1 protein-coding gene is annotated in these 1,139 nt (G+C 71.8%); it reads left to right on the top strand.

Annotation, left to right across the window (positions count from 1 at the left end):
* On the top strand, positions 1-1,139 hold a 1,139-nt coding region (locus GUY59_RS47070; protein WP_161715155.1), incomplete at both ends, for a helix-turn-helix domain-containing protein.

The following is a 1,139-nucleotide window of genomic DNA, read 5'->3' as shown; positions in this document are numbered from 1 at the left end:
GCGCCCTCTCCTCCCCCTCCTCGTCGAGACCCTGTCCAGCCTGGCCGACGAGATCGACCACGTGATGGTCGTGACCGACGACAACGGACGGGTGTTGTGGCGGGAAGGCGGCCAGGCGATCATCCGCCGCGCCGACCAGATCGGCCTCGCCGACGGACACCAGTGGGCCGAGCACAACGTCGGCACCAACGGCATCGGCACCGCCCTCGCGATCCGCCGACCCACCCACGTCTACTCCGAAGAGCACCTCATGCGCGTGCTCCACGTCTGGTCGTGCAGCGCCGCCCCCATCAGCGACCCCGACTCCGGCCAGATCATCGGCTGCGTCGACGTCAGCGGCACCGCCCGCACCCTCCACCCCGCCACCGTCGCCCTGGTCGCCACCACCGCCAAACTGGCCGAGTCCCAGCTCGCCCTGCGCATGCACGAACGCGACGAACACCTGCGCCGCCGCTACGAAGCGCTGCGCGGGCGGCCGGGCATCCTGCTGTCGTCCACCGGCCGCGTCATCTCCGGCGACCCGTCAGGCTGCCTCGGCGAACGCGTCCCCCTCGCCAACCAGGCCCAGCGCATGCTCCTCAGAGACGGCTCCGTCGCCCTGATCGAGCCCTTCTCGAGCGGCTTTCTCCTGCGCCCCTCGCCGTCCACCACACCGCCGACCCTGACCATGGCGTTCCTCGGCGAACGCACCCCCACCGCCACCTTCGGCGACCGCGAACAACCCCTGTCACTCCGGCACGCCGAGATCCTCGCCCTCCTGGCGCTGCACCCCCACGGGCTGACGGCCGAGCAACTGTCGTTCCTGCTCTACGGCGACGACGGCAACCCCGTGACGATCAGGGCGGAGATCCACCGGCTGCGCGCCCAGTTCGGCAACGCGATCGCGGCCAAACCGTACCGGCTGACCTGCCCCGTCGAGGCCGACTTCCTGGAGCTGCGCCGCCACCTCGCCGCCGGCGACCCGGCAGCGCTGGCCCGCGCCTACTGCGGCCCGCTGCTGCTGCGTTCGGAGTCGCCGGAGATCCGCAGGGAACGCGACGAGATCGAGGCCCAGGTACGCGCCTGCCTGCTGCGGCGCGGCACACCCGGCGACCTGTGGGCGTACGCGCAGACCTGTAACGGGCGCGAGGACTACGAGG

This window comes from Nonomuraea sp. K271 (assembly GCF_009908215.1).
GTDB classification, from domain to species: Bacteria; Actinomycetota; Actinomycetes; order Streptosporangiales; family Streptosporangiaceae; genus Nonomuraea; species Nonomuraea longispora.
The sequence above is the reverse complement of the archived record's forward strand: the minus strand, read 5'-3'. Positions and strand labels throughout refer to the sequence as shown.